The organism is Stenotrophomonas sp. (assembly GCF_032056425.1).
GTDB lineage: Bacteria > Pseudomonadota > Gammaproteobacteria > Xanthomonadales > Xanthomonadaceae > Stenotrophomonas.
Window position 1 is genome coordinate 32356 of the sequence record NZ_DAMBCN010000017.1, and the last position, 25311, is coordinate 57666.

27 protein-coding genes are annotated in these 25311 nt (G+C 66.8%); 21 read left to right on the forward strand and 6 right to left on the reverse strand.

Features of this window, described 5'->3' with window-relative positions; translation table 11 throughout:
• Positions 1-16: 16 nt before the first annotated feature.
• From sdhC to RTY46_RS12350, 9 genes are all read left to right on the forward strand, one after another.
• Positions 17-409, forward strand: coding sequence for a succinate dehydrogenase, cytochrome b556 subunit (sdhC, locus tag RTY46_RS12310; protein ID WP_108755925.1), 393 nt, complete (start codon positions 17-19; stop codon positions 407-409).
• Positions 406-801, forward strand: a complete 396-nt coding sequence (gene sdhD / locus RTY46_RS12315) for a succinate dehydrogenase, hydrophobic membrane anchor protein (protein ID WP_312708687.1) — start codon at positions 406-408, stop codon at positions 799-801. The genes sdhC and sdhD overlap by 4 nt, the downstream gene beginning before the upstream one ends.
• 30 nt (positions 802-831) lie before the next feature.
• Positions 832-2622, forward strand: a complete 1791-nt coding sequence (gene sdhA / locus RTY46_RS12320; protein ID WP_312708689.1) for a succinate dehydrogenase flavoprotein subunit — start codon at positions 832-834, stop codon at positions 2620-2622.
• Between the two features lie 66 nt (positions 2623-2688).
• Positions 2689-3474, forward strand: a complete 786-nt coding sequence (locus tag RTY46_RS12325) for a succinate dehydrogenase iron-sulfur subunit (RefSeq protein WP_108752788.1) — start codon at positions 2689-2691, stop codon at positions 3472-3474.
• A gap of 96 nt (positions 3475-3570) precedes the next feature.
• Entirely contained in the window at positions 3571-3819 is a 249-nt protein-coding gene (locus RTY46_RS12330; protein WP_312708690.1) for a succinate dehydrogenase assembly factor 2, read from the forward strand.
• Positions 3770-4219, forward strand: coding sequence for a hypothetical protein (locus RTY46_RS12335; protein WP_312708692.1), 450 nt, complete (start codon positions 3770-3772; stop codon positions 4217-4219). Before RTY46_RS12330 ends, RTY46_RS12335 begins: the two co-directional genes overlap by 50 nt.
• A 23-nt stretch (positions 4220-4242) precedes the next feature.
• Entirely contained in the window at positions 4243-5484 is a 1242-nt protein-coding gene (locus RTY46_RS12340) for a lipoprotein-releasing ABC transporter permease subunit (protein WP_108752791.1), read from the forward strand.
• Positions 5477-6190: a lipoprotein-releasing ABC transporter ATP-binding protein LolD gene (gene lolD, locus RTY46_RS12345; protein WP_312708693.1), complete on the forward strand. Its 714-nt coding sequence runs from the start codon at positions 5477-5479 to the stop codon at positions 6188-6190. Before RTY46_RS12340 ends, lolD begins: the two co-directional genes overlap by 8 nt.
• A 146-nt stretch (positions 6191-6336) precedes the next feature.
• Positions 6337-6786, forward strand: coding sequence for a DUF6491 family protein (locus tag RTY46_RS12350; protein WP_312708694.1), 450 nt, complete (start codon positions 6337-6339; stop codon positions 6784-6786).
• Between the two features lie 64 nt (positions 6787-6850).
• Here the strand turns inward: RTY46_RS12350 and RTY46_RS12355 are convergent, their stop codons facing one another.
• The 3 genes from RTY46_RS12355 to ftsY all read right to left on the reverse strand — a co-directional run bounded on the left by RTY46_RS12355 (position 6851) and on the right by ftsY (position 9627).
• Positions 6851-7120, reverse strand: a complete 270-nt coding sequence (locus RTY46_RS12355) for an oxidative damage protection protein (RefSeq protein ID WP_312708695.1) — start codon at positions 7118-7120, stop codon at positions 6851-6853.
• A 5-nt stretch (positions 7121-7125) separates the two neighbouring features.
• On the reverse strand, positions 7126-8250 hold the full coding sequence (mutY, locus tag RTY46_RS12360) for an A/G-specific adenine glycosylase (protein ID WP_312708696.1): 1125 nt from the start codon (positions 8248-8250) through the stop codon (positions 7126-7128).
• Positions 8251-8346: 96 nt separating this feature from the next.
• Entirely contained in the window at positions 8347-9627 is a 1281-nt protein-coding gene (ftsY, locus tag RTY46_RS12365) for a signal recognition particle-docking protein FtsY (protein ID WP_312708697.1), read from the reverse strand.
• A 129-nt stretch (positions 9628-9756) separates the two neighbouring features.
• Here ftsY and RTY46_RS12370 point away from each other — a divergent pair, with 129 nt between their 5' ends.
• On the forward strand, positions 9757-10056 hold the full coding sequence (locus RTY46_RS12370) for a flagellar basal body protein (protein ID WP_312708698.1): 300 nt from the start codon (positions 9757-9759) through the stop codon (positions 10054-10056).
• Between the two features lie 115 nt (positions 10057-10171).
• Here the strand turns inward: RTY46_RS12370 and htpG are convergent, their stop codons facing one another.
• Positions 10172-12058 carry a molecular chaperone HtpG gene (htpG, locus tag RTY46_RS12375; RefSeq protein ID WP_312708699.1) on the reverse strand — a complete coding sequence of 629 codons (1887 nt, stop codon included), beginning with the start codon at positions 12056-12058 and terminating at the stop codon, positions 10172-10174.
• A 550-nt stretch (positions 12059-12608) separates the two neighbouring features.
• On the opposite strand from htpG, the gene rsmD reads away from it, so the two are divergent.
• The 6 genes from rsmD (at position 12609) to RTY46_RS12405 (ending at position 17450) form a co-directional block, all read left to right on the forward strand.
• Complete coding sequence (gene rsmD, locus RTY46_RS12380) at positions 12609-13187, forward strand: 16S rRNA (guanine(966)-N(2))-methyltransferase RsmD (RefSeq protein WP_312708700.1); 579 nt, start codon at positions 12609-12611, stop codon at positions 13185-13187.
• 26 nt (positions 13188-13213) lie between these two features.
• Complete coding sequence (coaD, locus tag RTY46_RS12385) at positions 13214-13723, forward strand: pantetheine-phosphate adenylyltransferase (RefSeq protein WP_005409091.1); 510 nt, start codon at positions 13214-13216, stop codon at positions 13721-13723.
• A gap of 78 nt (positions 13724-13801) precedes the next feature.
• Positions 13802-14293, forward strand: a complete 492-nt coding sequence (locus tag RTY46_RS12390; RefSeq protein WP_116864860.1) for a hypothetical protein — start codon at positions 13802-13804, stop codon at positions 14291-14293.
• 132 nt (positions 14294-14425) lie between these two features.
• Positions 14426-14707: a YfhL family 4Fe-4S dicluster ferredoxin gene (locus RTY46_RS12395; protein ID WP_312708702.1), complete on the forward strand. Its 282-nt coding sequence runs from the start codon at positions 14426-14428 to the stop codon at positions 14705-14707.
• Positions 14704-16443, forward strand: coding sequence for a gamma-glutamyltransferase (gene ggt / locus RTY46_RS12400; protein ID WP_312708704.1), 1740 nt, complete (start codon positions 14704-14706; stop codon positions 16441-16443). Before RTY46_RS12395 ends, ggt begins: the two co-directional genes overlap by 4 nt.
• Before the next feature lie 119 nt (positions 16444-16562).
• Complete coding sequence (locus RTY46_RS12405) at positions 16563-17450, forward strand: MBL fold metallo-hydrolase (protein ID WP_108752801.1); 888 nt, start codon at positions 16563-16565, stop codon at positions 17448-17450.
• A 50-nt stretch (positions 17451-17500) separates the two neighbouring features.
• Here the strand turns inward: RTY46_RS12405 and upp are convergent, their stop codons facing one another.
• Entirely contained in the window at positions 17501-18133 is a 633-nt protein-coding gene (upp, locus tag RTY46_RS12410; protein ID WP_312708705.1) for a uracil phosphoribosyltransferase, read from the reverse strand.
• Positions 18134-18287: 154 nt separating this feature from the next.
• On the opposite strand from upp, the gene RTY46_RS12415 reads away from it, so the two are divergent.
• From RTY46_RS12415 to RTY46_RS12435, 5 genes are all read left to right on the forward strand, one after another.
• Complete coding sequence (locus tag RTY46_RS12415; protein ID WP_312708706.1) at positions 18288-20849, forward strand: TonB-dependent receptor; 2562 nt, start codon at positions 18288-18290, stop codon at positions 20847-20849.
• Positions 20849-21967 (forward strand): phytase, encoded by a 1119-nt coding sequence (locus RTY46_RS12420; RefSeq protein WP_312708707.1) that lies wholly within the window; start codon positions 20849-20851, stop codon positions 21965-21967. The genes RTY46_RS12415 and RTY46_RS12420 overlap by 1 nt, the downstream gene beginning before the upstream one ends.
• A gap of 11 nt (positions 21968-21978) precedes the next feature.
• Positions 21979-23328, forward strand: coding sequence for a metallophosphoesterase family protein (locus tag RTY46_RS12425; protein WP_312708752.1), 1350 nt, complete (start codon positions 21979-21981; stop codon positions 23326-23328).
• 10 nt (positions 23329-23338) lie between these two features.
• Complete coding sequence (locus tag RTY46_RS12430) at positions 23339-23965, forward strand: inorganic diphosphatase (protein ID WP_312708709.1); 627 nt, start codon at positions 23339-23341, stop codon at positions 23963-23965.
• Positions 23966-24050: 85 nt separating this feature from the next.
• Entirely contained in the window at positions 24051-24695 is a 645-nt protein-coding gene (locus tag RTY46_RS12435) for a hypothetical protein (RefSeq protein ID WP_312708710.1), read from the forward strand.
• A 19-nt stretch (positions 24696-24714) separates the two neighbouring features.
• Here the strand turns inward: RTY46_RS12435 and RTY46_RS12440 are convergent, their stop codons facing one another.
• On the reverse strand, positions 24715-25299 hold the full coding sequence (locus RTY46_RS12440; RefSeq protein ID WP_312708711.1) for a hypothetical protein: 585 nt from the start codon (positions 25297-25299) through the stop codon (positions 24715-24717).
• Positions 25300-25311: the final 12 nt, after the last annotated feature.

Consider the following 25311-nt stretch of genomic DNA (forward strand, 5'->3'; position numbering starts at 1 on the left):
ACAACGAGCCCAGCGAATGGCGACCAGACAACGCCCACTTTCCCCGCACCTTCAGGTGTATCGCTGGCAGATTCAGATGGCCACCTCGATCCTGCATCGAGCCACTGGCGTCTTTCTGTCTGTTGGTGCCCTCATCATCGCTGCGGGCCTTCTGGCCCTGATGATGGGGCCCGAATCCTGGAACTGCTACACCGGCCATGCCGGGGCCTGGTACGGCCGCGTGTTCCTGTTCGCGTGGACATGGTCGTTCGCCTACCACCTGTGCAATGGCATCCGCCACATCGTGCAGGACTTCGCCATTGGTTTCAGCATTCCTGCCTTCGTGCGCAGCAGCTGGATCTCGGTCTTCGGCAGCCTGGTGATCACCGCGCTGGTGTGGGCCTATGTGCTGCTGGGAGGTGCTGCATGAGCAAGTCGAACAAGTTCCGTACCCCGCTGAAGACCGTGCGCGGCCTGGGTTCGGCCAAGACCGGTACCGAACATTTCGTGCACCAGCGCCTGACCGCCGCCGCGCTGGTGGTGCTGGGCCTGTGGTTCCTGGTCTTCGTGGTGCGCCTGGCCGGTGCCGATTACGTGACCGCCACCGCCGCCATCGCCAAGCCGTGGAACGCAGTGCCGCTGATCGGCCTGCTCATCGCCATGTTCTGGCACGCCCAGCTGGGCCTGCAGGTGGTGCTGGAAGATTACATCCACGAATCGCTGCTGGCCCTGGTGCTGCAGACCTTCGTGAAGTTCGTGGCCGTGCTCGGCATGATCGTCAGCGTGTTTGCGGTGGGCCGCATCGCCCTCGGCGTCGCCTGAGCCCAGGCACAAGACAGGAATCCAGATTAGATGTCCGCTTACAAGATTACTGAACACAAGTACGACATGGTCGTGGTGGGCGCCGGCGGCGCCGGCCTGCGCGCCACGTTCGGCCTGGCCGCCAAGGGCCTGCAGACCGTGTGTCTGACCAAGGTGTTCCCGACCCGTTCGCACACCGTCGCCGCGCAGGGCGGTATTTCCGCCGCGCTGGCCAACATGGGCGAAGACGATTGGCGCTACCACTTCTTCGACACCATCAAGGGGTCGGATTGGCTGGGCGACCAGGACGCCATCGAATACATGTGCCGTGAGGCCATTCCGGCCATCATCGAGCTGGAACACTATGGCGTGCCGTTCAGCCGTACCGCCGAAGGCAAGATCTACCAGCGTCCGTTCGGTGGCATGACCACCAAGTACGGCGAAGGCCCGGCGGCGCAGCGTACCTGCGCGGCGGCCGACCGTACCGGTCACGCCATGCTGCACACCCTGTACCAGCAGTCGCTGAAGCACGATGCGCGCTTCATGATCGAGTACTTCGCCCTCGACCTGATCTTCGATGACGAAGGCGTGTGCCGTGGCGTGCTGGCCCTGGACATGTCCGACGGCACGCTGCACCTGTTCCGCGCCCAGGGCGTGGTGCTGGCCACCGGCGGCTACGGCCGTGCGTACTTCAGCGCCACCTCGGCGCACACCTGCACCGGCGACGGTGGCGGTCTGGCCATGCGTGCCGGCATCGCCATGCAGGACATGGAGTTCGTGCAGTTCCACCCGACCGGTATCTACGGCGCCGGCTGCCTGATCACCGAGGGTGTCCGCGGTGAAGGCGGCATCCTGCGCAACAGTTCGGGCGAGCGCTTCATGGAACGCTACGCACCGCACTACAAGGACCTGGCCTCGCGCGACGTGGTCAGCCGTTCGATGACCATCGAAATCCGCGAAGGCCGCGGCGTCGGCGAGCACAAGGATCACATCCTGCTCGACCTGACCCACCTGGGCCCGGGCGTGATCGACGAGAAGCTGCCGGGCATCGCCGAGAGCGCCCGCATCTTCGCCGGCGTCGACGTGCACAAGCAGCCGATCCCGGTCATTCCGACCGTGCACTACAACATGGGCGGCATCCCGACCAACTACCACGGTGAAGTGGTGCAGAAGGTCGGCGACAACGACAACGCCGTGGTGCCGGGCCTGTACGCCATCGGCGAAGCGGCCTGCGTCTCCGTGCACGGCGCCAACCGCCTGGGCTCGAACTCGCTGCTCGACCTGGTGGTGTTCGGCCGTGCGGTGGCCAACCGCTGCGCCGAGACCATCAAGCCGGGCGCCGCGCACAAGCCGCTGCCGGCCGATGCCTGCGACAAGGCGCTGGGCCTGCTGGACAAGCTGCGCCACGCCAACGGCGATACCCCGACCTCGGTCATCCGCGACCGCATGCAGCGCACCATGCAGGCCGACGCCGCGGTCTTCCGCACCAGCCAGACGCTGAAGGAAGGCTGCGAGAAGATGGACAAGATCTTCGACTCGTTCCAGGACGTGAAGGTCTCCGACCGCTCGCTGGTCTGGAACTCGGACCTGATCGAGACCTATGAGCTGAACAACCTGCTGCTCAACGCGGTGGCGACGATCAACTCGGCCGAACAGCGCAAGGAAAGCCGTGGTGCGCATGCGCACGAGGACTATCCGGACCGCGACGACGTCAACTGGCAGAAGCACACCCTGGTCAGCGTGGACGAGAAGGGCAAGTGCAGCTTCGATTACCGCCCGGTGCACATGTACACGTTGACCGACGACGTGTCCGTGGTGCCGCCGAAGCCGCGCGTGTACTGATCCGACCCCGCCTACCATGCAATCCGCGCCTACGGGCGCGGGCCGCCTGAGCCAACGAGAGCAGCCATGGCCGAGTTTTCACTCCCCAAGAATTCCAAGATCACGAAGGGCCAGCACTTCCCCGCCAAGACCGGTGGCAAGAACGTGCGTACCTTCAAGATCTACCGCTGGAGTCCGGACGACGACAGCAATCCGCGCACCGATACCTATGAGATCGATCTGGACGCCTGCGGCCCGATGGTCCTGGACGCGCTGATCAAGATCAAGAACGAGATCGACCCGACCCTGACCTTCCGCCGCTCGTGCCGCGAAGGTATCTGCGGTTCGTGCGCGATGAACATCGACGGCACCAACACCCTGGCCTGCACCCGCGCCATCGCGGACTGCGGCAAGAAGGAAGTGCCGATCTACCCGCTGCCGCACATGAACGTGGTGAAGGATCTGGTTCCGGATCTGACCCACTTCTACGCGCAGTACGCCTCGATCAAGCCGTGGATCCGTACCCAGACCCCGGCGCCGCCGGACCGTGAGCGCCTGCAGTCGCCGGAAGACCGCAAGAAGCTGGACGGCCTGTACGAGTGCATCCTGTGCGCCTGCTGCTCGACCAGCTGCCCCAGCTACTGGTGGAACGGTGAGCGTTACCTGGGCCCGGCGATCCTGCTGCAGGCCTACCGCTGGATCATCGACTCGCGCGATGAAGACACTGGTGCGCGCCTGGACGATCTGGAAGATCCGTTCAAGCTGTACCGCTGCCACACCATCATGAACTGCGCCCGCACCTGCCCGAAGGGCCTGAACCCGGCGCTGGCGATTGCCGAGATCAAGAAGCTGATGATGGAACGCCGCGCCTGATACATGCCGGCGGTACCCGGTACATCCACGCCATGCGTGGCTGTACCCCCAGTAGAGCCACGCCATGCGTGGCTTTGCTGTATCTGGAGAAACACGATGGAAGAAGACGTCCTGCTGAAAAAGCTGCGCTGGCGCTGCCGCCGCGGCATGCGCGAACTGGACCAGCTGTTCGAGCGCTACCTGGACCGCGAATGGGGCACTGCGCCGACCGATGAGCGCGAGGTTTTCCTGTTCCTGCTGGAGTGCGAGGACGATAAGTTGTGGCGCTGGTTCATGGGCTACGAGGCCTGCCCGCATGCCCACGCCATTCCGCTCATGCAGAAGATCCTCGCCCTCAAGGCTTGAGTGGCGACCCTCGCGCCTGCAGGCCGCAGCGCAGCTGGCGGTGCTGATCGCCGCCCCCTGGCAGCTGCAGGCGTCGGCGCTGCCGCACGCGTTGTACTGGCCCGTCCTGGCGGCAGTCTGGGTGCTGGGCTTGGCCGAACTGGCCTGGCGGCTGTACCGGCCGCGGCGCGTGCTGCTGCTGCCTCCGCTGCCGGCGCCGCTGCAGGTAGGCGGGCAGGACATCGACAGCCCCGGGCTGCTGGAACGAGGACCGTGGCTGCTGCTGCGCTGGCGCCAGCAGGGTCGCCGCCGGTACCTGTTGTTCTGGCCGGATGTGCTTGATCGCGCGCAGCGACGTGAACTGCGACTGGCCGTGGCAGCACGCGCGGTTTCCCGTCGGCCCCGGTCGGTGGCACCATAAGCTGAATTGACCGGCGTGCCTGCATGTTCAAACCCATTCCCGTGGCCATCGGCCTGCGCTACCTGCGCGCCAAGCGCCGCAACGGCTTCATCTCCTTCATCTCGATGGCATCGATCCTGGGCATTGCGCTCGGCGTGACGGTGCTGATCACCACCCTGGCGGTCATGAGCGGTTTCCAGAAGGAAATCCGCAGCCGCCTGCTGCAGATGACCGCCCACACCACCATCAGCCGTGACGGCGAACCCATGCCGGACTGGATGCGGGTGGTGGACGTGGCCAGCAAGGACCCGCGCGTGGCCGGCGCCGCGCCGTACATCGAGATCCAGTCGATGATCAGCGGCCCGCGCGTGCAGGGGGCCATCGTGCAGGGGATCGACCCGGCGCTGGAACCGAAGGTGTCGGTGATCGACCAGAAGGTGGTCAAGGGCAGCTACGACAGCCTCAAGCCGGGCAGCTTCAACCTGCTGCTGGGCAAGGAGCTGGCCATCTGGCTGGGCGTGGACGTGGGCGACCAGGTGCTGGTCACCTTCGCCGAAGTGCAGGGTACGCCTGCCGGCGCCGTGCCGCGAATGAAGCGCTTCACGGTCAGCGGCATCTTCGAGGCCGGCTACAACGAAGTGGATCGTGGCGTTGGCTTTGCCAACATGCAGGACCTGCAGCGCGTGCTGCGCAGTGATGGCGCCACCGGTGTCCGCTTGAAGCTGCACGACATGGACCGCTCGCTGGAGGTGGGCGTGGACCTGGCGCAGAACCTCGGCGGGGCCTACCGGGTAAGTGACTGGACCCAGCAGAACGCCAACCTGTACCACTCGCTGCGCATGGAAAAAGTGGTGATGGGCATCCTGCTGTCGCTGATCATCGCCATGGGTGCATTCAACCTGGTGTCCTCGCAGGTGATGCTGGTGACCGACAAGCAGGCCGACATCGCGATCCTGCGCACGCTGGGCCTGACCCCGGGCGGAGTGATGCAGGTGTTCATGGTGCAGGGCTCGCTGATCGGCATCTTCGGCACCCTGGCCGGCCTGATCGGCGGCATCACCCTCACCCTGAACCTGGAACGCATCCTGGGCGCGATCGAATCGGTGTTCAACGTGAAGCTGCTGCCGGAGGACGTGTACTACATCACCGGCCTGCCCACCGACATGCAGACCGGCGACATCGTGGCGATCACCCTGATCGCGCTGCTGATGAGTTTCCTGGCCACCCTTTACCCCGCCTGGCGGGCCGCACGCACCCAGCCGGCCGAGGCCCTGCGCTATGAATAAGATCGTCAACCGTGGCGATGAAGTGATCCGCGCCGAAGCGTTGGGCAAGACCTACGCCGAAGGCCGCATGCAGACCCCGGTGTTCGATGGCCTGGACCTGCGGGTGAATGCCGGCGAGACGGTGGCGATCATCGGCGCATCCGGCGCCGGCAAGAGCACGCTGCTGCACCTGCTGGGCGGGCTGGACGTGCCCAGCGCCGGCGAGGTGTACGTGACCGGCCAGCGCATGTCGGCGCTGTCGGACACCGCGCGCGGCCTGCTGCGCAACCAGGCGCTGGGCTTCGTCTACCAGTTCCACCACCTGCTGCCCGAATTCACCGCGCTGGAAAACGTGATGATGCCGGTGATGCTGGCCGGGACGGCGGTGGCTGAGGCGAGCACGCGCGCTACCGCGCTGTTGGAGGCCGTTGGCCTGGGGCATCGCCTGGACCACAAGCCGGGCGAGCTGTCCGGTGGCGAACGCCAGCGCGCGGCCGTGGCACGCGCGCTGGTGAATCACCCGGCCTGCGTGCTGGGTGACGAACCGACTGGCAACCTGGACGATCGCACGGCGGCAACGGTGTTCGAGCTGATGCTGGACCTCAATCGCGCCCGCCATACCAGCCTGGTGCTGGTGACCCACGATCGCAGCTTGGCCCGACGCCTGGACCGGGTGCTGGAGCTGCGTGAGGGGCGCTTGCACGCGCTGGCGCACGCCGACGTCTGAGGCAGGGTGTGCCCACCAAGGTGGGCACCTGCCAAGGCTGCGTGCGGGCCGGTCTCGCCTACCAGCGGCTGAATTGGGCGGTTCATCGTTTCGCCGGTGTTGCCCGGCGGGGCGCATGATGGGCGCAGTACCCCGTGGAGACGCCCATGAAGACCCCGTTGTTGCTGGCCGGGATGTGCCTGGCGCTGGCCGCGTGTGCCACCACTGGCCGGTTGAGCAGTGCCGAGCGGTTGGATCTGTACCGCGCCCATGCGGGTGCGCCGCAGAAGGACATGCAGTTCTTCGGCACGCTCAATGGCTGGACCGAGCTGGGTGACAGTGCGCTGGCGGTGTGGACCCGGCCCAGCGAGGCCTATCTGCTGGAGCTGACCGGGCCCTGCCAGGATCTTTCCTTCGCGCCGGCCATCGGCCTGACCAGCCACATGGGCCGGGTGACGGCAGCGTTCGACAAGGTGCTGGTGCGCGACCCGACCGGTGGCCCACGCCTGCCGTGCTTCATCAAGACCATCCGCGCGCTGGATGTGAAAGCACTGCGGGCGGAGGAAAAAGAAATGCGCCAGGCGCAGGTACAGGAGCGCGAAGCGCCTGCAGAATAATCGGGTAGCGCCGGGCCATGCCCCGCGGATATCTGGTCGCCGGGCATGGCCCGGCGCTACCGGCTCAGGCCTCGGGGGTGAAGCCAGCCGGCTTTTCCGCATCCTTTTCAAACAGGAACTTGACCAGCTCCGTTTCCAGGAAGGCGCGATGCTTCGGATCGCGCGGCGACAGCCGGTTTTCGTTGATCAGCATGGTCTGGTGCGCCAGCCACGCCGTCCAGGCGGGCTTGCCGATGTGATTGAACACGCGCTGGCCCAGCTCACCGGGGTAGGGCACGAAATCCAGGCCCTCGGCATCGCGTTGTTCGTAGTGGCAGAAGACGGTACGGGGCATGGTGGTTACTCGTGGTTGCGGGTTTTCGGGGTCTTTCGTTTCGGCACCTTGGGGCCGATGCCTTCCAGCAGCTTGCGGATCGGCGCGGGCAGGCCCAGCGCGGGCAGTTCATCGGCCGCGACCCAGCGCAGCGTGGGCTCCTCCACGCGCAGGCCGGATACCTGCCGTGACAATACCTGCAGGTGCAGTCTGTAATGGCTGAAGGTGTGCTGCAGCAGCGGCAGCGCTTCGGCATCTTCCAGTGAGCCGTCCACGTTGGCGTCGAACCAGTCCTGCAGGTCACTGCCGGCATCGGCCTGGGGCAGGGTCCACAACTGGGCCCAGATGCCGGTGTCCGGCCGCTTCTGCAGCAGTACGCGTTGCCGTGCATCGCGCAGCAGCAGGGCCACTGCCTCGCGCTCGGGCAGGGTCTTGCTGGGCTTGGCGGTGGGCAGTTCGGCAGTACGACCTTCGCGGCGGGCCGCGCAGTCGTCCTGCAGCGGGCAGATCACGCAGGCCGGTTTGGCCCGGCTGCAGACCGTCGCGCCCAGATCCATCTGCGCCTGGGTGTAATCGGCCATGCGCCCCTCGGGCACCTGCGCAACATGACCTTCGGCCAGTGCCCACAACTGCTTCTCGATCGCCGGCAGGCCGGGGAAGCCCTCGATGCCGTGGTAGCGGCTGAGCACGCGTTTGACATTGCCATCGAGGATCGCGAACCGGTCGTTCCAGGCCTGGCTGAGGATCGCGCCAGCGGTGCTGCGGCCGATGCCGGGCAACGCGTGCAGCGCCTCGAAGTCGCGCGGCAGTTCGCTGTCGTGCAGCGCCACGCAGCGCTTGGCGGCCGCGTGCAGGTTGCGCGCACGGGCGTAGTAGCCCAGCCCGGCCCACTGCGCCATCACCGCATCGTTGCTGGCGGCGGCCAGGTCGGGCAGGGTCGGGAAGTGCTGCAGGAAGCGGTGGAAATACGGGATGACCGTGGCCACCTGGGTCTGCTGCAGCATGATCTCCGACAGCCAGACCCGGTAGGGGCTGCGCGGGTGCTGCCAGGGCAGGTCGTGGCGGCCGTGGTCATCGAACCAGCGCAGCAGGCGGGCGACGAAGCGGTCGTCCTGGGCAGTGTCGGCGCTGGCGTGCGGCTGGCGGGGCATGTGTGTTCCGGGGAAAGGCAGCCACCCGTGGGGTGGCTCTACCAAGGCGTCGCGCGCGGGGCAGCAGAGCCACGCCATGCGTGGCTGCGCGGTGTATCAGCCGCCCAGTGCTTCAGGCAGCAGGGCGTCGACAAAGGCTTCCGGATCGAACACGCGCAGGTCTTCCGGACGTTCACCGATGCCGGCAAAGCGGATCGGAATGCCGAACTCACGGGCCAGCGCAAACACCACGCCGCCCTTGGCGGTGCCATCCAGCTTGGTCACCACCAGGCCGGTCACCTTCACCGCAGCATTGAACTGGCGCAGCTGCGAGAGTGCGTTCTGGCCGGTGGTGCCGTCGATCACCATCAGCACTTCGTGCGGGGCGGTTTCATCGATCTTGCCGAGCACGCGGCGGATCTTGCCCAGTTCGTTCATCAGGCCGGACTGGGTATGCAGGCGGCCAGCGGTGTCGGCAATCAGCACCGAGGTGCCACGGGCCTTGCCGGCCTGCAGGGCGTCGTAGGCCACCGAAGCGGCGTCGGCGTTCTGGCCCTGGGCGACCACGGCCACACCGTTGCGCTCGCCCCAGGCCTGCAGCTGGGCCACGGCGGCGGCACGGAAGGTATCGCCGGCGGCCAGCATCAGGCTGTGCCCATCGTCCTTGAAGCGCTTGGCCAGCTTGCCGATGGTGGTGGTCTTGCCGACCCCGTTGACGCCGACGGTGAGCACCACGAACGGCTTGGCATTGCGATCGATCACCAGCGGCTGGGCCACCGGCTGCAGGATCGCGATCAGTTCGCTGCGCAGCGCGGCCAGCAGGGCATTGGCATCGGCGAATTCGCGCGATTTCATGCGCTTGCGCAGGCCTTCCACCAGATCGGTGGTGGCGCCCACGCCGACGTCGGCGGTGATCAGCGCGGTTTCCAGCTCGTCCAGCAGGTCGTCGTCGAGCTTGGGGTTGCGTGAGAACAGGCCGCCGAAGCTGCGCGCGATGACGCTGTTGCGCAGGCGCTCGCGCCAGCCCGGCTTGCCGGCCGGGGCCGGCGGGGCGTCCACCAGGGCAGGCAGGTCGGCTGCGGGCGCGGGCGGCTCCTCGGCGGGAACGACCGGGGCCAGCGGGGCCAGCACGGCGGCCGCGGCGAGCGCTTCGGCCTGCACGTCTTCGGTCACGACCACCGGCTCGTCGGCCTGCAGCGGCGGCGCTTCGGCAACGGGGGACTGTACCGGTGCCGGGGCAGCCGGCGCGGGCTCGGCTACCGCAGCGCTGGGGGCTTGCTCGGCCGGCGCGGCAGACGGGAACGCCGCCGCCAGCTCTTCAGCCGAGTAGTGCTGGGTCTTGGGCGCGTCCGGAGCGGCGGCGTCCTGGGGCTTCTTGCGGCGGAAAAAACTGAGCATTGGCAAAAGGCGCTGAAATCAGGGGGATATGCTACCACTCGGGCCTGTCGGCCCGATGTGGACTGAAGGTTGCGGCCGACCGGCCGCTAACGGGTACGGAGGGCTGCGTTGGGCGGCCCGGAGGCAAACATGAACAGCGTGATGGGAACCGCTCTTTCCGGCATGCGCGCCGCCCAGCAGGGCGTGCAGGTGGCCGCACACAACGTGGCCAACCTGGCGACCCCGGATGCACAGCGGCTGCAGGTGCAGCGCAGCGCCGTGGAGCAGGCTGGGGTGGAGGCGTCTGTCGCCACCGCAGCGCCGGATGCCAGCGCGCCGCTGGGCGACCTGCTGGCGGCGAAAACCGAGGTGGTGGCTTTCGCTGCCAATGCCGCGCTGGTGCGCCGCCAGGACCAGATGCTGGGAACGCTGTTGGACCGGAACGCCTGAACTGACTGGCCCCGGTAGGTGTCAACCTTGGTTGACACGCCCTTGATGTGCCAACCAAGGTTGGCACCTACCAAAGCGGGGTTGCGCCGGGCCCTGCCCGGCGCAACCGTTTCGGTCAGGCCGACAGCTCCAGCAACAGCTTGTTCAGGCGCGCCACATAGGCGCCCGGGTCCTTCAGGCTGTCACCGGCGGCCAGCGCGGCCTGGTCGAACAGCACCCGGCCAAGGTCATCGAAGCGGGCGCCATCGGCTTCGGCATTGAGCTTGGCGATCAGCGGGTGGCCCGGGTTGATTTCCAGCACCGGCTTACTGTCGGGCACCTTCTGCCCGCTCGCTTCCAGGATCTGGCGCATCTGCAGGCCCAGGTCCTGTTCGCCGATCGCCAGCACCGCCGGTGAATCGGTCAGGCGGTGCGACACCCGCACTTCGGCCACGTCGTCGCCCAGCACCGTCTTCAAGCGTTCGACCAGCGCCTGCTTGTCCTTGGCGGCCGCCTCCTGTTCCTGCTTGTCCGCCTCGCTTTCCAGCGCGCCCAGATCCAGATCGCCACGGGCGATGTCGACGAAGCCCTTGCCGTCGAAATCGATCAGGTAGCCCATCAGCCACTCGTCGATACGGTCGGTCAGCAGCAGCACTTCCACGCCCTTCTTGCGGAACACTTCCAGGTGCGGGCTGTTGCGCACCTGGCTGTAGCTCTCGCCGGTCAGGTAGTAGATCTTGTCCTGGCCCTCGGCCATGCGGCCGATGTAATCGGCCAGCGACACGCTCTGCGCATCGGCCTCGCCATGGGTGGAGGCGAAGCGCAGCAGCCCGGCCACCTTCTCGCGGTTGTTGTAGTCCTCGGCCGGGCCTTCCTTCAGCACCTGGCCGAATTCCTTCCAGAAGCTGGCGTACTGCTCGGGCTTGTCGGTGGCCAGCTTGTCCAGCATGTCCAGCGAGCGCTTGGTCAGCGCGGCCTTCATCGAATCGATGACCGGGCCGGACTGCAGGATTTCGCGCGACACGTTCAGCGAGAGATCGTTGGAATCGACCACGCCCTTGATGAAGCGCAGGTACAGCGGCAGGAACTGCTCGGCCTGGTCCATCACGAACACGCGCTGCACGTACAGCTTCAGGCCCTTGGGCGCGTCGCGGTGGTACAGGTCGAACGGCGCGCGGCCGGGCACGTACAGCAGCGAGGTGTATTCCAGCTTGCCTTCGACCTTGTTGTGGCTCCACGCCAGCGGATCGCTGTGGTCGTGCGCCACGTGCTTGTAGAACTCGGTGTACTCGGCGTCGCTGATCTCGGTGCGCGGGCGGGTCCACAGCGCGCTGGCACGGTTGACGGTCTCCCACTCGCCGGCGGCGTCGTCGCCTTCCTTCGGCATCTGGATCGGCAGGCCGATGTGATCGGAGTATTTCTTCAGGATGCTGCGCAGGCGCCAGCCGTCGGCGAAGTCGTGCTCGCCGTCCTTCAGGTGCAGCACGATGCGGGTACCGCGCTCGGCCTTGTCGACGGTGGCGACTTCGAAATCGCCTTCGCCTCTCGAGGTCCAGCGCACGCCTTCGCCGGCGGCCAAGCCGGCGCGGCGCGAGGTCACTTCCACTTCGTCGGCAACGATGAAGGCGCTGTAGAAGCCGACGCCGAACTGGCCGATCAGCTGCGAGTCCTTTTTCTGGTCGCCGGACAGCTGGCGCAGGAAATCGCCGGTGCCGGATTTTGCGATCGTGCCCAAGTGGGCGATGGCTTCGGCGCGGCTCATGCCGATGCCGTTGTCGTCGATGGTGATGGTGTGGGCGGCGGCGTCGAAGCTGACGCGCACGCGCAGCTCGCTGTCACCTTCCAGCAGCGCCGGCTGGGTCAGGGCCTCGAAACGCAGCTTGTCGGCGGCGTCGGCGGCATTGGAGACCAGCTCGCGCAGGAAGATTTCCTTGTTGGAGTACAGCGAGTGGATCATCAGCTGCAGCAGCTGCTTGACCTCGGTCTGGAAGCCAAGGGTTTCGGTCTGGTGGGTCTCGGTCATCGATAGGGCTCCGTGTGCAATGCCGCGCCAGCGCGTGCGGCCTCGCCAAGGGGTATGGCTGATTGTCCCGAAATCAAGGGGTTGGTCGGGCAGGGCTGCGCCCTGCACCCGCCGAATCAACGTCAACGTCAACGTCAACAGCGGGATTCCCGTGGGATGGCGGGGCGGTGTCGGAGTGCGGGGACGCCGCAAGTACGTCCCTGTAGGCTTGGCCGCGGCATCCTTGCCGCGGACACCCCGCACTCCGACACCGCCCCACCTCTGACAGTCCGCCGCGGCTGTTGGTAGGTGTCGACCTTGGTCGACACGGTAGATCCACGCCATGCGTGGATGAACTCTGTCAATTACCTATGCAAATCTCGGGTCAGAGCCCGTTGCGGAGCAACGGGATCCGACCCCGATGCCGTTCCGCACCTCGCCATCCCCAGCGCACCCGCTTTTGACGTTGATTCGGCCGTTGCCGTTGCTTCAACGGGTGCCGGGCAAAGCCCGGCCGAACTACAATCCCCTCCATGCTGAATTTCTCGAACAACCCCCTGCGGGAGCGCCGGTGAGCGGCCGTGGGGGCAATGACGGCCAGGTCCGCATCATCGGCGGGCGCTGGCGCAATACCCGCCTGCCGGTGCCGACCCTGCCGGGGCTGCGGCCCAGCAGCGACCGCGTGCGCGAAACCCTGTTCAACTGGCTGATGCCCAGGCTGGCGGGCGCCCGTGTACTGGACCTGTTCGCCGGCAGCGGCGCGCTGGGCCTGGAAGCTGTTTCGCGCGGTGCCGCCCACGCCACCCTGGTCGAGCGCGATGCCCAGCTCGCCCGCAACCTGTCGGCCGCGGTGGCCAAGCTGCAGGCCGCCGACCAGGTCACCGTGGTCCAGGCCGATGCCCTGCGCTGGCTGCAGGGTGCGCCAGCCCAGCAGGCCACGCTGGTGTTCATCGATCCGCCGTTCGCCGACGGCCTGTGGCAGGACGTGCTGGCCCAGCTGCCGCGCCACCTCGCCGCCGATGCCTGGCTGTACCTGGAATCCCCGGCGGGCTACGAGCCCGTGCTGCCGCCGGAATGGCTGCTGCACCGCGAGGGCGGCACCCGCGAGGTGCGCTTTGCCCTGTACCGGCGCGCCACTGCTACACTTTGACCTCATCTGAACATCTGTTACCGCCCATGACCGTGGCCAACCGCCGCATCGCCGTCTACCCTGGCACGTTCGACCCCATCACCAATGGTCACATCGATCTGGTGAGCCGGGCCGCGCCGTTGTTCGAAAAGGTCGTGGTGGGCGTGGCGCAGAGCCCGTCCAAGGGCCCGGCGCTGCCGCTGGAGCAGCGTGTGCAGCTGGCCCGGGGCGCCCTGGGCCACCACGGCAATGTCGAGGTCATCGGTTTCGATACCCTGCTGGCCCATTTCGTACGTTCGGTCCAGGGCGGGGTGCTGCTGCGCGGCCTGCGCGCGGTGTCCGACTTCGAATACGAATTCCAGATGGCCAGCATGAATCGCCACCTGATCCCGGAAGTCGAGACCCTGTTCCTGACCCCGGCCGAGCAGCACAGCTTCATTTCGTCCTCGCTGGTCCGCGAGATCGCGCGTCTGGGCGGTGATGTGTCCGGCTTCGTGCCGGCCGCCGTGCTTGAAGCGCTGCGCAAGGTCCGCGAAGCGAAGGCAGCACAGTCGTAAATCCTGCCCGCGCGGCAGGGCCAGTAGTACCAAGCACCCCCATTACGTAAACCACACGCACCACTCGGGAGGAAACCCATGAACACCACCATGCGCGCGATGCTGATCGCTTCGTTTGCCCTGGCCTTCACCGCCTGCAAGAAGGAAGAGGCCGCTCCGGTCGAAGACGCCAAGCAGGCCCTGGTCGCCCCGGCCAAGGAAGACGATGCAGGCTGGAAGAAGTACCTGCAGGAAGTGGCGATCCAGAACATGGGCAACATCACCAACAGCCCGTTCCTGTACTACCTCTCGCCGGAATCGGACCCGGACTTCCAGGCCAAGTACGAGCGCCAGACCGAAAGCGCGACCCAGGCCGTGGCCCGTGGCGTGCAGCCGGGCAACATGCTGGCCTTCGGTTCGTCGGCCTCGGGCAAGATGGCTGACATGATCCAGACCGTGTTCAAGGACGTGTCCCCCGATTCCATGAAGGGCGTGCGCGTGGTGTTCATCGGCCAGTCGGCCGACAACGCCCGCGTGCAGGCAGCCGTGCAGCCGACCGGCGCCGAGTACATTTTCGTCGAAGCCAAGTAAGACCGAGCCGTGGCGGCCACGCTGCGGCGTGGCCCGGGCGGCATCCTGCCAGGGGTGCCGCTGATGACCTGACCGTTCCGCGCGCCCGCGCGGGGCGGTCCTTGTCCCAAGGCGCGGGCGAGGAGTATCGCCATGTCGCTGAAAATCAATGAGCTCTGCGTCAACTGTGACGTCTGCGAGCCGGCCTGCCCGAACCAGGCCATTTCGATGGGTGAAACCATCTACTTGATCGACCCTGCGCGCTGCACCGAATGCGTGGGTCATTTCGACGAACCGCAGTGCGTGGTCGTCTGCCCGGTCGAATGCATCGATCCGGACCCGGATATCGTGGAAACGGAAGTCCAGCTGCTGGCCAAGCTGCGCCAGCTGCAGCACGATCATCCCGAACTCTACGCGGAGCCCCCATCCGAATGAAGCTGATCGTCCGCCCCTTGTTGCTGCTTGGCCTGCTGCTGGGCCCCCAGGCGTGGGCTGCTGGCCCTGCCCAGACCCCGGCCCGCGCAGAGCGCCCCGACGGGGTTGCCGTGGCCAGTGGTCACGCGCTGGCCACCCAGGCCGGCATCGATATCCTGGCCCAGGGCGGCAACGCCTTCGACGCGGCCGTGGCGGTGTCGTCCACGCTGGCGGTGGTTGAACCGATCAGCTCCGGCCTCGGCGGTGGCGGCTTCTTCCTGCTGCACGATGCGGCCACCGGCAAGGACGTGATGCTGGACGCGCGCGAGACGGCGCCGACCGCGGCCACGCCGCAGGCATTCCTGGACAAGCAGGGCAACCTGGACCGCGACCGCTCGGTCAACGGCCCTTGGTCGGCCGGCATTCCGGGCCTGCCGGCCGCGCTGGTCGAGCTGTCGGCCAAGCATGGCAAGCTGCCGCTGGCCACCTCGCTGCAGCCGGCCATCCGCATCGCACGCGAAGGTTTCCCCGTGTACGAGCGCATGGCCAAGGGCTACGCCTCGCGCCGTGAGGTGATGGAGCGCTTCCCCGGCACGCGCGAGGTCTACCTGCGCAATGGCAAGCCGATCGCCACCGGCGATCTGTTCAAGCAGCCCGAACTGGCACAGACCCTGGAACGCCTGGCGGCCGGCGGTCGTGATGGCTTCTACAAGGGCCAGACCGGCAAGCTGCTGCTGGAAGGGGTGAAGCAGGCCGGTGGCAAGTGGACCGCCGATGAGCTGGCCGGCTACCAGGTCAAGCTGCGCGAGCCGATCGTGTTCGACTACAACGGCTGGAAGATCACCACCGCGCCGCCGCCGTCGTCCGGTGGCATCGCCCTGGCCAGCATGCTGCAGATCCTGGAAGGCTGGGACATCAAGCAGATGGACCCGGCGCACCGCACCCACCTGGTGGTGGAGGCCATGCGCCGTGCCTATCGTGACCGCACGTTCTTCCTGGGTGATCCGGATTTCGTGCAGATTCCGCAGAAGGTGCTGACCAGCAAGGACTACGCCCAGGGCCTGCGCGCCACCATCCACCCGGAAAAGGCCACCCCCAGCGACCTGCTGTCGGGCAACCCGACGCCGCTGGAAGATGACGAAACCACCCATTTTTCGATCATCGACCGCGATGGCAATCGCGTGGGCGCCACCCAGACGGTGAACCTGCTGTACGGCTCGGGCCTGATTCCGAAGGGCACCGGCGTGCTGCTGAACAATGAAATGGACGACTTCGCACTGAAGCCGGGCACCCCCAATGCGTTCGGGGTGATGGGCTATGCGGCCAACGCTCCGAAGCCGGGCAAGCGCATGCTCAGCTCGATGACACCCACCTTCATGGAAAACAGCGACAAAGTGGTCGTGCTCGGTACGCCCGGTGGCAGCCGCATCATCACCATGGTGCTGCTGGGCATCCTGGGCTATGACGCAGGCCTGGACGCGCAGCAGGTTGCCGCGCTGCCGCGCTACCACCACCAGTGGCTGCCGGACCTGATCGAGGCCGAGAGCGATGCGTTCGACGCCGGGACCGTGAAGCAGCTGCAGGCCATGGGCCACAAGATCGACCTGCCGGGCGACGTTGCGGCCGGTGGTCGCGGCTCCAGCCACGTCTGGGGCAACCTGCAGACCGTGGAATGGGATCGCAAGGCGAACAAACTGTTCGGCGGCAGCGATCCGCGCAACCCGGTGGGCAGTGCCCAAGTCGTACCGGCACGTTGAAGCGCGGGTAGCGCCGGGCCACGCCCGGCGAAAGCAGATTCCGCGAACCCCGCCATCCGGCGGGGTTCTGCATTTTCCGGCTAGCGATTATTTAACAGGGGGACCTAGATAATTGCCGCATGAAACTATGGTCGATTCGTGGAAACTCGCAGCGCCTGGATGGCGGGGCGATGTTCGGCAACGCGCCGCGCGCGTTGTGGGAAAAATGGGCGGCCCCGGACGAGCTCAATCGCATCGAGCTGGCCTGCCGTGCGCTGCTGGCCAGCCCGCTGGAAGGCAAGACGGTGCTGTTTGAAACGGGTATCGGCGCCTTTTTCGACCCGCGTATGCGCGAGCGCTACGGCGTGCAGGAAAGCCGGCACGTGCTGATTGATTCGCTGCGCGAGGCCGGATTCGAGCACGAAGATATCGACGTGGTGGTGCTCAGCCACCTGCATTTCGACCATGCAGGGGGTCTGCTGGCGCCGTGGACCGAAGGCCGTGGCCCGGAACTGCTGTTCCCCAATGCCACCTTCGTGGTCGGTGCGCAGCACTGGCAACGGGCCTTGCAGCCGCATCCGCGCGATCGGGCCAGCTTCATCGCCGAACTGCCCGCGCTGCTGCAGGCCAGTGGTCGGCTGGAAGTGGTGGAGGGCGAGTATTCGCAGGTGCTGGGCCGCAGCGTGCGCTTCAGCTACAGCGACGGCCACACCCCGGGGCTGATGCTGGCCGAGATTGTCGGGCACGCGCACGCCGACCAGGCGCCGCACGGCGGCGTGGTGTTCTGCGCCGATCTGATTCCCGGGCGCTCCTGGGTGCACGTTCCGATCACCATGGGGTACGACCGCAATGCCGAACTGCTGATCGACGAGAAGCGCCAGTTCCTGGAAGACAAGCTGGCGCGCAACGTGCATCTGTTCTTCACCCACGACCCGCAGGTGGCGCTGGCCCAGCTGGGGCGCGATGAGAAAGGTCGTTTCGTGACCCTGCACGAGCAGGGTGAACTGAAGGCCCGCGCGCTGGGCTGAGTACCGGGGTCAGAGCCCTTTCTGCAAAAGGGATCCGACCCCTGGGCCGGTCAAACGACGCGGGTACCGAAAATGCGGTCGCCGGCGTCGCCCAGGCCGGGCAGGATGTAGCCCTTGTCATTGAGATGGGCGTCGATCGCGGCGGTGTAGATTTCCACGTCCGGATGCGCGGCCTTTACTGCCTCGATGCCTTCCGGCGCGGCGACCAGGAAAATGCCCTTGATGCGGCGGGCGCCGGCACGCTTGAGCATGTCGATGGTGGCGATCAGGGTGCCGCCGGTGGCCAGCATCGGGTCCAGGATCAGCGCATCGCGCTCTTCCAAGCGGCCGGTCAGGCGCTCGAAATAGGGCACCGGCTGCAGGGTTTCTTCGTCGCGCTGCAGGCCGACCACGCTCACACGGGCGGCCGGGATGAGCGACAGCACGCCACTGAGCATGCCCAGGCCGGCGCGCAGGATTGGCACCACCGTGATCTTGGCGCCAGCGATGCGCTGCACGGTGACCGGGCCGGCCCAGCCGGGCAGGGTGTGCGGTTCGGTCTCCAGGTCGGCGGTGGCCTCGTAGGCCAGCAGCGTGCCGAGCTCGTTGGCAAGCTCGCGGAAATCCTTGGTGCTGAGCGCAGCGTTGCGCATCAGGCCGATCTTGTGCTGCACCAGCGGGTGGCGCACTTCGACGATCTTCATGGTCGGGAAGGGGGTCTGGGAGAGGCCTCCATTTTGCCGCAAGGGCGGTCGGAACCCAAACGGCGGCCGCTGCTGTCGGCGCGCACATGTCACGACCGTGCAACTTTGCAGACATACCGTGCAGACCCATTCTTAACAGGAATGGGGCTCCAACGTGATTATCAAGACTCCGCTGGCCATGGCCATCACCCTGACCCTGGCGATGGGGGCTGCAGCGCCGCTGCACGCTGCCGGGCAGCAGGCAGTGATCGGTGCCGGCGCGGTTGCCGCCGATGCGGTCGACCTGGACCGTATCGAAGTGCGTGCCCAGCTGGAATCGCAGGTTCGCGCGGTCGATCTGAAGCGCAGCAGCAACGCCATCGAAGATGCCGTTTCGTCCGATGCGCTGGGCCAGTACCCGGACAAGAACGTGGCCGAATCGCTGCAACGCCTGCCCGGCATCAGCGTGACCCGCGACCAGGGCGAGGGCCGCTTCGTGGTCATCCGCGGCCTGGATGCCAACCTCAACAGCGTCAGCGTGGATGGCATTGCCGTGGGCACGCCGGAGGATTCCAGCCGCGCTGCACCGCTGGACGTGATTCCGTCCGATTCGACCGAACGCCTGCGCGTGGTCAAGTCGCCCACCCCGGACATGCCCGGTGATGCCATCGGTGGCGCGGTGCTGGTCGAGTCGGCATCGGCGTTCGACCGCGATGGCCGCAGCCTGCGCGGCAAGATCGAAGCCAGCCACCAGCAGTTGTCCGGCGAAACCAGCCCAAAGGCGGCCTTCAACTACAGCGAAGTGTTCGCCGATACCTTCGGCGTGGCACTGGGCGTGAACTACCAGAAGCGCACCTTCGAGTCGGACAACAGCGAAGTGGAGTACGACGGCGAGGACGATGCCGCACCTGGCGATGTCACCGCAATCAACCTGCAGCACCGCAAGTACGAGATCGAGCGCAAGCGCATCGGCGCCAACCTCAACCTGGACTGGCGCCCCAACGAATACAGCAAGTACTACCTGCGCACCCTGTACAGCCAGTTCGACGATGCCGAGACCCGCCAGCGGGTGATCTTCAACTTCGACGATGCCGACATGGTCCGCACCGGCACCGACCAGTACCGCCTGGACGACATGCCTGGCGATGCGATCGACAAGCGCATGCGCTACCGCACCAAGGAAGAAAACACCTTCGCCGCCAGCCTGGGCGGCGAGAACACCTTCACCAACGCCGTGGTCGATTACAGGGTCGGCTACACCCGCACCGAAGAGCGGGTGAACGATGAAATGGAAGCGCGTTTCAGCCTGGACGGCGACGATTTCAACGGCACCCTCGACCAGCGCAGCCGCCTGCCGACCTACACCTTCGACAACCCGCAGTGGCTGGACAACGGCAACTACGCGTTCGATCGCTTCGTGCTGTCGCCCAAGCAGGTGAACGACAAGGAGCACAGCGCGCAGGTGAACGTGCGCTTCGACGGTGACAGCAGCAGCATCAAGTTCGGCCTGCTGGGCCGCTGGCGCGACCGCGACGTGAATGTCGACGAGCGCGAACTGCGCGTCGGCCCGAAGGTCGCCCTGTCGAGCTGGACCAGCGGTTCGCCCGATCATCGCCACGTCACCACGGGCCAGGGCATGGATTCGGATGCGATGCGCGCCTACTGGGTGGCCAACAGCGGCCTGTACAGTGCCCGTCCGCAGGATGTCGGCGGCAATGCGATGACCTCGCTGGAAGAAGATTACGTGGCCAGCGAAGACATCTTTGCCAGCTATGCGACGGGCACCTGGGATATCGGCGCGCTGCGCGTCATCGGTGGCGTGCGCGTGGAAAGCACGCGCTTCGAGGCGACCGGCAACCAGGTGGACGTGGCGGCCAACGGGCGCAGCTTCACGGTTACCCCGCGCGTGGCCAACAGCAGCTACACCAACGTGCTGCCGGGCCTGCACCTGCGCTACGACGCGGCCGACGACTGGGTGCTGCGTGCCTCGGCCAACAAGACCATCGCGCGCCCGTCGTTCGGCGATGTCTCGCCGCGCGTGGGGTACAGCCGGGGCGATGAAGAAGTGCGCCTGGGCAACCCGGAACTGGATCCGTACGAGTCGAAGAACATCGATCTGTCGGTGGAGAAATACCTCGGCACCACCGGCATCGTCTCGCTCGGCCTGTTCCACAAGTCCATCGACGGCTACATCGTGGAAACCGTGCGCACCAATGATCCGGCCTACGGTGGCTTCGACGTGACCCAGCCGATCAACGGCCGCAAGGCCACCGTGCGCGGCGCCGAACTGAACTGGCAGCAGCAGCTGTCGTTCCTGCCGGGCGCGCTGGATGGCCTGCTGGTCGGTGCCAGCGGAACCTGGCTGGACACCGAATTCGATGCCGGCATTGCGGACCGTGCCGGTGAGGACTTCATGCTGCCGCGCGCATCCAGGCACGTGTACAGCGCCCACATCGGGTATGAGAAGTACGGCCTCAGCACGCGCTTGGCCGCGGTGTATCGCAGTGAGTACCTGGACAGCATCGGCAAGGGCCGCGCGTTCGATATCTACGTGGCACCCAACACCCAGCTGGACTTCTCGCTGGACTACAGGTTCACCCCGCGCATCAGCATGTACTTCGAAGCGCAGAACCTGCTGGACAAGCCGCTGGAGCTGTACCAGGGCACCCGCTCGCGCACCCTGCAGCTGGAAGAGTATGGTCGCACCTACGCCGTTGGCCTGAAGGTGGCCCTGTGATGGCGCGCCGGATCAACCTGCTGGCAGCCGCGCTGGTGGCAGCGCTGGCGGTGGGCTGCACGCCGACGGGGGCGCCTGCCGAGGCCGATTCCGCTGCGGCGACGCCAGCGGCAGATACGCCGCGTGCGGTGGCGACCCTTGCTGAAGCGTTCCTGACCCCGATGACCCCGGCCGACAACATCGATTCGCCGGCCAGCTGGCAGGCGCCGGATGGTGCGACCTGGCTGATCGCCACGGCCAAGGCCACCGACAAGCTGGTGGTCTACGATGGCAGCAGCGGCAAGCACCTGCGTGACGTGGGCAGCAGCGGCACGGCGCTGGGTCAGTTCGACCGCCCCAATGGCATCTCGGTGACCGACGACCTGCTGTGGATCGTGGAGCGTGACAACCACCGCGTGCAGGTGCTCTCGCTGCCCGATTTCACCCCGCTGGCGGTGTTCGGCGCGCAGGATCTGCGCAAGCCCTATGGCCTGTGGGTGGACAAGCGGGCCGATGGGTACAGCGTGTACGTCACCGATTCCTGGGACAACGGCGAGGACGCAGCGGGCAAGGACATCCTGCCGCCCCTGCCCGAGCTGGACAAGCGCGTGCGCCAGTACCGCGTGACCCGCGATGGCGCCAAGCTTGAAGCCACGCTGGCGGCCAGTATCGGCGACACCAGCGAAGCCGGTGCACTGCGGGTGGTCGAATCGATCTGGGGTGACCCGGCCAACGATCGCCTGCTGATTGCCGAAGAGGATGAAAGCTACGCCAGCGAGTTCAAGGTCTACACCCTGGCCGGTCGCTTCACCGGCACCACCTTCGGCCGCGATGTGTTCAAGGCGCAGGCCGAAGGCGTGATGCTGCGGACCTGCGGCAAGGACGGTTGGTGGATCACCACCGAACAGGGCAAGCAGCGCAGTGTGTTCCATCTGTTCGACCGGCACACCTTGAAGCCGGTGGGCGCGTTCCAGGGCAATACGGTGGCCAACACCGACGGCATCTGGATGATGCAGCAGCCCACGCCGCGCTTCCCGCATGGCGCGTTGTATGCGGTGCATGACGACCAGGGCGTCGTCGCTTTCGATTGGCAGGCCATCGCCAAGCAGCTTTCGCTGCCGCTGGAGTGTGGCGCATGAGCGGCCGTTGCATGCGCGTGCTGACTGTCGCCCTGCTGTTGGCCGCACCGCTGCTGGCGGGCGCGGCAGCCGAGCCCAATACCCAGGTTCCGCAGGGCAGCCGCCATTACGCGGCCACGCCGCTGCCGGACCGCATCGTTGCCTCGCCTTCGGCCGATCCGGCGCACGCGTTCGCGGTGGCCTGGCGTACCGACGGCAGCGTGCAGTCGCCGCTGCTGGAAGTGGCCGTGGCCGGCGATTCGCCGGCCATCGAGGGCGTGCGCCAGCTGCGTGCGAACACGCAGACGCTGCAGAGCGAGAACGGCCTGTCCCACCACCACCGTGTACAGGTGGACGGGCTGCAGCCGGACACGCTGTACGTCTACCGCGTGCAGGGCAACGGCGGCTGGAGCGCCTGGAACCAGTTGCGCACCGCGGGTGTTCCCGGCCAGCCGCTGACCCTGCTGTACTTTGGTGACACCCAGAACAAAAACCTCAGCCATGTCAGTCGCGTGGTGCGCGCCGCGCAGAAGGCCGCGCCGGATGCGCGGGTCAGCCTGTTCGCCGGCGACCTGGTGAGTGGTGGCGACGGCGCCGACGATACCGAGTGGGGCGAATGGTTCGCCGCCACTGGTTGGCTGGCGCAGGAAACGCTGGTGGCGCCGGCGATCGGCAACCACGAATACTTCGAGGAATTCGAAGATACGCCGCAGGAACGCCGCGTGCTGGGTCGCCATTGGCGGGTGACCTTCGCGCTGCCGGGCAACGGTGTGGCAGCGGCCGATACCAGTACCTACTGGTTCGACGTGCAGGACGTGCGTGTGGTGGTGCTCGATGGCACCTCGGCGCTCGATCTGGGCACCGCACAGGCGCAGGCGCAGTGGCTGGACCGCGTGCTGAGCGGCAACCGGCCTGCGTGGACGATCGTGCTGCTGCACCAGCCGTTCTACTCACCGCGCGAAGGCCGCCAGAACGCCGCACTGCAGAAGGTGCTGCAGCCGGTGATCCGTCGCCACAAAGTGGATCTGGTGCTGCAGGGTCACGACCACACCTACGGCCGCCGCGGTGAAGGGCAGGCCGCTACGCCGCAGTATGTGGTGACCGTGGCCGGGCCGAAGCAGTACCGGCTGTCGGACGAGGCCAGGCAGACCATGGACCCGGTCGCCGAGGACACGCAGTTATTCCAGGTGCTGCGCATCGACCCGCAGCACCTGCGCTACGAAGCGCGCACCGTCACCGGCCGTCTGTACGACGCCTTCGAACTGCGCCGCGCGGCCGATGGCAGCACGCAGAAGGTGGAGCTGCAGCAGGGGCGCATCACCCCGCGTGCATGCCCGCGTGCGCAGACTGCCAAGGGTCGTGCCGACCGCTGCTGGGAATGAGGAGCCAACGATGATCGCATCCCGACGTTTCGTGCCGGTGGCCGCCCTTGCCGCGGCCGTGCTGCTGGTGGCAGGTGCTGCCACCGCTGCCGAAGCCGTGCTTCACCCGTTCCTGGCCGCGCAGCCGAAGCAGGCCCCGCAGGAAGTGAACCTGGCAGTGGAGATCCCTGCTGGCAGCTTCACCAAGTACGAGATCAAGGAAGACGGGCTGGTCCACGTGGACCGGTTCCAGTCGATGCCGGTGGCCTATCCGGCCAACTATGGCTCGATGCCGCGCACCCTGGCCGGTGACAACGACCCGCTGGACGCCCTGGTGCTGACCCGCGAGCCACTGCATCCTGGCGTGATCGTGCGCTTCCGCCCGATCGGCTACCTGAAGATGATCGACAACGGTGAGCACGACGAGAAGGTGATCGGCGTGCCCACCGACAAGGTGGACCCCAGCTACGCCCATATCCGCGACCTGGCCGATCTGCCCGAGATCGAGCGGCAGCGCATCGAAGCCTTCTTCCGTGTCTACAAGGACCTGCCGGCCGGGCGTAATCCGGTGCAGCTCAATGGCTGGGGCAACGCGGCCGAGGCACGGGCGGTGATCAACGAGTCGATGCAGCGTTTCGAGGCCAGAAACCGGCGCTGAGCCAAGGCCGTGGCGCCCGCCCGGGCAACCCGATACGCTGCGCGGGCGCGGCACTACGCCGCTGGGGCAGGGGAGCGGTGTGGCAATGGTCACGAAGTGGGTCGTCGCGGCCGTGTTCGGCTGGCTTGCGTTGGGTGTGCTGATGTACAGCCGTTACCCATCGGATCTATCGGCGCCCCGCCTGTGGCGGCGCTGCTTCAATCGTGCCGTGCTGTATCCGTGGTTCCATGTCATGGCGCTGGCGCTGTTGCTGTATCTGGTCAAGGGGCTGTCCGCGCTGCGCCCCGGCCTGGGGGATGGCCTGCAGGTGATCCTGTACACCGGCGCGGGTGCGCTGCTGCTGCCCTTTCCCTTGGCGGTAGTGTTGATGGCCGTGCCGGTGCGCCTGCAGCGCATGCTGCGCGGTGGGCGCTGGCAACCCGGACCGGTGCCCGAACCGCCGCCGGCTGCGCCGGCCCCCGCGCCGCTGCGTCCGCGTTCGAAGGACTACGGCACGGTGGATCTGCACGATCCGGCGATGATCCAGGAAGTGGCCCGCGCCCACTGGCAGGCGATGGATGCGGCCGCAGACCGCGGTCTGGGGTTGGAGCATGCTGAACGCCTGCAGCGCGGTTTCCTGCGCTTCCTGCTGTTGCACGACGATCGCGCACTGGCCGAGCAGGCAGCTTCCGTCTATCGGCGGGCGATGATCGCCCACGCCTTGGATGGCCAGCGCGCCCGCGGTCTGTGATGCTCCACGCGGCGGGCTCTCAGCCGCGCAGCGACGCCAGCACACACTCCGCTTCCAGCCGACTGCCCAGCACCTGGGCCAGTGCCTGCAGCGCCGCTTCATCGTGCTCGGCGCGGATGCCGCCGCCGTCGTCATCGCTGTACAGGTCATCACCGGCATCCGCGTACGCCGTGCCGGCAGCGGCCAGCGCGGCCATCAGGGTCGGCAGGTCATCCAGGAACACATCGGCGTCCCAGTGCCCACGCCCATGCTGGGCGAACAGAATGCGGCCATCGTCCATGTCCAGCATGAAGGGATCGGCGCCATGGTCGGCAATCACCAGCCAGTTCGAGGGCCAGTCGTTGATCGGCTCGCCGCTGATGCCATGCCAGCGATAACCGGCCTGGTGGCTCCACAGGCGCCGCAAGGGCGGAATCCAGACCTCGAGGCCGGGGAGGGTGATGCCCGCATGGCCAACCTTGGCATTGATTTCGTGCCCCAAGGGCCCGACCTGCGCGTAGAAGCGGGCCACCACTGCCGGCAGCGGGAACGGTCCCTGCCAATCGTTTTCATCCTGCGCCTGCAACGGCCCAAACACGGCGAACCGGTCACGTAGATCTTGCATGGGGGCTCCACT

What these genes read in the sequence shown, in the direction of transcription:
- coaD (WP_005409091.1), top strand. Translation starts at nt 13,214, where the DNA reads ATGACCGTGGCCAACCGCCGCATCGCCGTCTACCCTGGCACGTTCGAC.
- ggt (WP_312708704.1), top strand. Translation starts at nt 14,704, where the DNA reads ATGAAGCTGATCGTCCGCCCCTTGTTGCTGCTTGGCCTGCTGCTGGGC.
- sdhD (WP_312708687.1), top strand. Translation starts at nt 406, where the DNA reads ATGAGCAAGTCGAACAAGTTCCGTACCCCGCTGAAGACCGTGCGCGGC.
- RTY46_RS12370 (WP_312708698.1), top strand. Translation starts at nt 9,757, where the DNA reads ATGAACAGCGTGATGGGAACCGCTCTTTCCGGCATGCGCGCCGCCCAG.
- ftsY (WP_312708697.1), bottom strand. Translation starts at nt 9,627, where the DNA reads ATGCTCAGTTTTTTCCGCCGCAAGAAGCCCCAGGACGCCGCCGCTCCG.
- RTY46_RS12335 (WP_312708692.1), top strand. Translation starts at nt 3,770, where the DNA reads ATGCCCACGCCATTCCGCTCATGCAGAAGATCCTCGCCCTCAAGGCTT.
- RTY46_RS12350 (WP_312708694.1), top strand. Translation starts at nt 6,337, where the DNA reads ATGAAGACCCCGTTGTTGCTGGCCGGGATGTGCCTGGCGCTGGCCGCG.
- RTY46_RS12355 (WP_312708695.1), bottom strand. Translation starts at nt 7,120, where the DNA reads ATGCCCCGTACCGTCTTCTGCCACTACGAACAACGCGATGCCGAGGGC.
- RTY46_RS12405 (WP_108752801.1), top strand. Translation starts at nt 16,563, where the DNA reads ATGAAACTATGGTCGATTCGTGGAAACTCGCAGCGCCTGGATGGCGGG.
- upp (WP_312708705.1), bottom strand. Translation starts at nt 18,133, where the DNA reads ATGAAGATCGTCGAAGTGCGCCACCCGCTGGTGCAGCACAAGATCGGC.
- RTY46_RS12425 (WP_312708752.1), top strand. Translation starts at nt 21,979, where the DNA reads ATGCGCGTGCTGACTGTCGCCCTGCTGTTGGCCGCACCGCTGCTGGCG.
- mutY (WP_312708696.1), bottom strand. Translation starts at nt 8,250, where the DNA reads ATGCCCCGCCAGCCGCACGCCAGCGCCGACACTGCCCAGGACGACCGC.
- lolD (WP_312708693.1), top strand. Translation starts at nt 5,477, where the DNA reads ATGAATAAGATCGTCAACCGTGGCGATGAAGTGATCCGCGCCGAAGCG.
- htpG (WP_312708699.1), bottom strand. Translation starts at nt 12,058, where the DNA reads ATGACCGAGACCCACCAGACCGAAACCCTTGGCTTCCAGACCGAGGTC.
- RTY46_RS12330 (WP_312708690.1), top strand. Translation starts at nt 3,571, where the DNA reads ATGGAAGAAGACGTCCTGCTGAAAAAGCTGCGCTGGCGCTGCCGCCGC.
- RTY46_RS12395 (WP_312708702.1), top strand. Translation starts at nt 14,426, where the DNA reads ATGTCGCTGAAAATCAATGAGCTCTGCGTCAACTGTGACGTCTGCGAG.
- RTY46_RS12430 (WP_312708709.1), top strand. Translation starts at nt 23,339, where the DNA reads ATGATCGCATCCCGACGTTTCGTGCCGGTGGCCGCCCTTGCCGCGGCC.
- sdhA (WP_312708689.1), top strand. Translation starts at nt 832, where the DNA reads ATGTCCGCTTACAAGATTACTGAACACAAGTACGACATGGTCGTGGTG.
- RTY46_RS12340 (WP_108752791.1), top strand. Translation starts at nt 4,243, where the DNA reads ATGTTCAAACCCATTCCCGTGGCCATCGGCCTGCGCTACCTGCGCGCC.
- RTY46_RS12420 (WP_312708707.1), top strand. Translation starts at nt 20,849, where the DNA reads ATGGCGCGCCGGATCAACCTGCTGGCAGCCGCGCTGGTGGCAGCGCTG.
- RTY46_RS12435 (WP_312708710.1), top strand. Translation starts at nt 24,051, where the DNA reads ATGGTCACGAAGTGGGTCGTCGCGGCCGTGTTCGGCTGGCTTGCGTTG.
- RTY46_RS12440 (WP_312708711.1), bottom strand. Translation starts at nt 25,299, where the DNA reads ATGCAAGATCTACGTGACCGGTTCGCCGTGTTTGGGCCGTTGCAGGCG.
- sdhC (WP_108755925.1), top strand. Translation starts at nt 17, where the DNA reads ATGGCGACCAGACAACGCCCACTTTCCCCGCACCTTCAGGTGTATCGC.
- RTY46_RS12325 (WP_108752788.1), top strand. Translation starts at nt 2,689, where the DNA reads ATGGCCGAGTTTTCACTCCCCAAGAATTCCAAGATCACGAAGGGCCAG.
- RTY46_RS12390 (WP_116864860.1), top strand. Translation starts at nt 13,802, where the DNA reads ATGAACACCACCATGCGCGCGATGCTGATCGCTTCGTTTGCCCTGGCC.